Here is a 3302-nt window from a genome sequence, read left to right as displayed (position 1 = left end):
CCGGCTCGGTCGCGGGTCCGGCCTCGGGCAGACGCGCACGCCGGCGGCCGACGGCGCGGACCCGGTAGCCGCGCCGCGTCAGGTCGGCGACGACCGCGCGGCCGATGAACCCGCTCGCGCCCAGCACCGTCACCAGCGGTGCCCCGTCCGGTCGGGCCCACCGGGTCACCCGGTCAGCCATGCGGGCTCAACACCAGCGAACGGATGCAGGCCAGCAGCGAGCGGGCCTGTTCGTTGAGGTAGTGGCTGTGCCGGGCCAGATCGGTCAGCTGGTGCAGGGCCAGCCACCGGTAGTCCGGCGGCTCCGGCACCGCCTCGGTCTCGACCACCACGTGCCGGTACCGGGTCCGGAAGAACCGGCCGCCCTCCACGGACTGGACCGAGTCGTGCCGGATCCGCGTCGATGGGGCGGCCAGCACCTCGTCCAGGAACCGCGGGCGCGGGGTCTCGCTCAGGTAGTCCCAGTTCAGCGGGGTGCACTGGACGGTGGGGGCGATCTCCGCGACGTCCACCAGACCCGGCTCGACCCGCAGGTGGGCGAGCACGTGCAGGACGCCGTCGATCCGGGTGACCAGGAACGCCACCAGGCCCAGGCCGCGCTCGGCGACCATCGGCTGGCTCCACCGGGCCACCTCGCGCCCGCCGGCCCGCACCTGGACGCCGATGACGTCGAAGAACGCACCGGACTCGTGGCCGATGCGGCCGCCGGCCCGGCGCCAGCCGGGCAGGCCGGTCAGGGGGCGCCGGCGGACGGCCACCTGGGTCCGCGCCCGGACCTCGGTGATCCAGCGCAGGACGGCGTCCGTGGCGTGCCGGCTGCCCCACCGCGGGTCGCAGGAGCGCACCAGCGCCGCGGTGAACCCGTCCCCGCAGCCGTCGACGTCCGGATCCGGGTGCCCGGCCGCCAGCTCGGCCCCGGGGAACGGCAGGCAGGACAGCACCGTCCGGGCGTCCATGTTGACCAGGTCGTCCACCCACAGCAGGGCGTGCAGCTGACCGATCGTCAGCCACTGGAACCCGTCGACGATCGGCAGGTCCCCGGTCACCTCGACGACCATGTTCCGGTTGCGCTTGCCCAGGAACCGCGACCCCTGCTCGGACTGCCGCACGTCGCTGATCACGGTCCGCCCGGGGGCCGCGCCGCCGAGGAAGTACTCCAGGTAGGGCACTGCCGTCCCGCCGTGCCGCCGGGTGTAGTTGCTGCGGGTCGCCTGCACCGTCGGGGAGATCTGCACCCCGTTGTGGTTGCCCGGCTCGGCCTTGGGCTGCATCAGGCAGTGCAGGACCCCGTCGAACTCGCGGACCAGGATGCCCAGCACGCCGATCTCGGGCTGGTCGATGATCGGCTGCGCCCACCGCCGGACGGTCGGCGCCCGACCGAGCCCGACCGGGTCGGTGGACGCCGTGACCTCGATGCCGTCGATCGAGAAGAACGCGCCCGAGACGTGCCGCAGCGTCGCCTCGCCGGGCCCGGTGTGCCAGCCGTCCACATCGGCCAGATCGACCACGGTCACGTCGGTCCACACGTCGGCGTTCGCCGCGCGGACCCAGCCCGTCACCTCCGCGGTGGTCGGCAGGAACGTGCCGGGGGCCAGCACGGACGCGGCGATCCGGGACGGGGTGGCCCGGGCTGCTCGGGTGTCCACGACGCTCATCTCGGCTCCTCGCTCTCGTCCGGGTCCGCCCGTCCTGCCCCGGTCGGCTCCCACTGTCGGCCCTCGCGGACCGCCGGCCGGACGGATGGCAGGAACCGGTCACCGGACCCCGGCCGGCCGGGGTCCCGCGCTTGACTCGGTCCCGTCGGCGATGCGGACCCGCATCGGCCAGGGCGGCGGAGGGAGCCGGTCATGAGCGAGGTGCTGGTGGCGACCGGGCCGGGAACCGCGCGGCCGTCCGGGTCCCTCTCGGTCCTGCTGCCGTTCATCCCGCGGCGGCCCGAGCAGGTCCTGCCCTACGCGGCCCTGGTCGAATGGACCGCGGCCGAGCGGCTGTGGCAGGGCCAGGCCCTGGCGATCGAGCCGTTCAGCACGTTCGCCGCGACCGCGGGGGCCGGATTCCGGGTGCCGACCGGTCTGGCGGTGACGTTGATGCCGCTGCGGCATCCGTTCGCCGCGGCGGATCTGGCGGTCTCGCTCGCGATGACCACCGGCGAATCGGTCGTCGCCGGGTTCGGGCCCGGAGCCCGGTCGTTGCAGCAGAGCCTGCTCGGCGAGGCGTACCGCAGCCCGCTGACCGCGACGCGCGAGTACCTGACCATCGTCCGCGAGTTGGTCGCCGGGCGGCCGGTCGACGTGGCCGGCGAGTACTACACGTGCCGGGGCCGGCTCCCGCACGTGCCCACCCCGCGGATCGACCTGGGCCTGGGGGTGCTGCGGTCGGGCATGGCCGACCTGGCCGGCGAGGTCGCCGACCTCGCCATCACCTGGCTCACCCCGGCCCGCTACCTGGCCGAGACCATCGTCCCGGCGGCCGCGGCGGGCGCCGCCCGGGCCGGCCGGGCGCGCCCCCGGATCACCGCGCTGGTGCCGGCGGCGCTGCGCCGGCCCGACCGGGACCCGGTCGACCTGACGCTGGGCGGCAGCTCCGCCCACCTGTCCCTGCCGCACTACCAGGACATGCTGCGCCGGGCCGGGATCGACGTGACCGGCGACGATCTCACCCTCGACGCGAAGAAGCTGGTGACCGCGGGCGGTTTCCTGTACGGCGACCCGGAAGAACTCGCCGGGCAGTTCCGGGCCTACCGCGCCGCCGGCGTCGACGAGATCGTGCTGAACCTGACCGGCGTGTTCAACCGGCACGGTCCCCGGGCGGCGATGGACGACCTGAAGACGATGCTGACCGCCGCCGCCGCCGCCGCCGACGCCGACGCCGACGCCGACGTCCCGACCCGCTCCGCCGCCACCGTGGCGGCCCCGACCCCGATCGAGGATGCCCGATGAACCCGGCCCCCACCGACGCCCACCCGATCGGGACCGACCCGATCGGGACCGACCCGGCCGAGACCGACCGGCGCATGATCAAACGGGCCCTGATGACCTGGGGGACCGGCCGCGACCACATCGGCGGCCCGCCGCCCGCGACCGGCACCGCCGTCGCGGTGCTCGAGACCGCCGACACCCTGCCCGCCGTGCTGGCCGCGGGGCTGGTCGGCGCGACCGGCACGGTCTTCGTCGGTGGCACCGACGACGCCGGCCCGGGGTGCCGGGCCCCGGGCCGGCCGTGGGTGGTGGGCGACCGGGGTGCGGCCGCCGCGCCGGGGGTGGAGGGGTGCGGCGGCGGCGCCGTGTTGCTGCAGATACAGG

General features: G+C 75.6%; 3 protein-coding genes and 1 pseudogene. 2 read left to right on the top strand and 2 right to left on the bottom strand.

The annotated features are described in order from the left end of the window. Positions 1 to 181, bottom strand: a 181-nt coding sequence (locus ACOJUF_RS19810; RefSeq protein ID WP_420123538.1) for an NAD-dependent epimerase/dehydratase family protein, incomplete at its 3' end; no start/stop codon positions are given. After that, complete coding sequence (locus tag ACOJUF_RS19805) at positions 174 to 1655, bottom strand: NDP-hexose 2,3-dehydratase family protein (RefSeq protein WP_420123537.1); 1482 nt, start codon at positions 1653 to 1655, stop codon at positions 174 to 176. The genes ACOJUF_RS19805 and ACOJUF_RS19810, both read right to left, overlap by 8 nt. A gap of 192 nt (positions 1656 to 1847) precedes the next feature. Here ACOJUF_RS19805 and ACOJUF_RS19800 point away from each other — a divergent pair, with 192 nt between their 5' ends. After that, entirely contained in the window at positions 1848 to 2939 is a 1092-nt protein-coding gene (locus ACOJUF_RS19800) for an LLM class flavin-dependent oxidoreductase (RefSeq protein ID WP_420123536.1), read from the top strand. After that, positions 2936 to 3302 (top strand): annotated as a pseudogene (locus ACOJUF_RS19795) (hypothetical protein); the annotation flags it as partial. The gene ACOJUF_RS19800 and the pseudogene ACOJUF_RS19795, both read left to right, overlap by 4 nt.

Origin of the sequence: Nakamurella sp., assembly GCF_048594475.1 — a bacterium.
In the GTDB taxonomy this organism is placed as follows: Bacteria; Actinomycetota; Actinomycetes; order Mycobacteriales; family Nakamurellaceae; genus Nakamurella.
Note: the sequence above shows the minus strand (reverse complement) of the source record. Positions and strands in the feature narration are given on the sequence as shown.

Bases quoted from the DNA above. Each gene is read 5' to 3' on its own strand.
- ACOJUF_RS19805 (WP_420123537.1), bottom strand. From the start codon at position 1,655: ATGAGCGTCGTGGACACCCGAGCAGCCCGGGCCACCCCGTCCCGGATC.
- ACOJUF_RS19800 (WP_420123536.1), top strand. From the start codon at position 1,848: ATGAGCGAGGTGCTGGTGGCGACCGGGCCGGGAACCGCGCGGCCGTCC.